This window comes from Segatella copri, assembly GCF_002224675.1.
GTDB classification, from domain to species: domain Bacteria; phylum Bacteroidota; class Bacteroidia; order Bacteroidales; family Bacteroidaceae; genus Prevotella; species Prevotella copri_U.
In genome coordinates this window covers 1-753 of record NZ_NMPZ01000078.1, presented here as the reverse complement: position 1 = coordinate 753, position 753 = coordinate 1, and the positions used below count along the sequence as shown (strand labels likewise).

At 46.9% G+C, this 753-nt stretch carries 1 rRNA gene; it reads right to left on the bottom strand.

Annotated features, from left to right (window positions below):
* Positions 1-583, bottom strand: a 23S ribosomal RNA gene (locus CFT61_RS16385); the annotation flags it as partial.
* Positions 584-753: the final 170 nt, after the last annotated feature.

The window sequence follows — 753 nt, the reverse complement described above, 5'->3', positions numbered from 1 at the left end:
TCGTAAGATGCTCCGACCGCTTGTAGGCGCATGGTTTCAGGAACTATTTCACTCCCCTGCTCGGGGTTCTTTTCACCTTTCCTTCACAGTACTCGTTCGCTATCGGTCTCACGGGAGTATTTAGCCTTACCGGATGGTCCCGGCAGATTCGCGCAGGATTCCTCGTGTCCCGCGTTACTCAGGATACCGCTATGCCTGATTTGGCTTCGTGTACAGGATTATCACCTTCTGTGATGTAACTTTCCAGATACTTCCACTCACCATTTCAGTACAATGTCGCGGTCCTACAACCCCAGCCACGCCTTGCGACGCCACTGGTTTGGGCTGTTCCCCGTTCGCTCGCCACTACTGGGGGAATCATTAATTTATTTTCTCTTCCTACAGGTACTAAGATGTTTCAGTTCCCTGCGTTAGCTCTAACACTTAGGTGCTAGTAACCGTCCTTCAGACGGCTAGGTTGTCCCATTCGGAAATCTCCGGATCAAAGGTTATTTGCACCTACCCGAAGCTTATCGCAGCTTATCACGTCCTTCATCGCCTCCGTGAGCCTAGGCATCCGCCATACGCCCTTTCTTACTTTCTTTACGACTGTATTTGCTATCAGTTTAACTGATAACGAATAAGTAGCTCATACTTTCAGCTGTATTCTAACTTGTGAAATCTCATCTTGCGATTTGATTCACTTTAGTCTGAACTAAAGTTCATTACTTACAGTTTTGCTTGTGTCAATATGTCAAAGATCTTCTTGCCTTA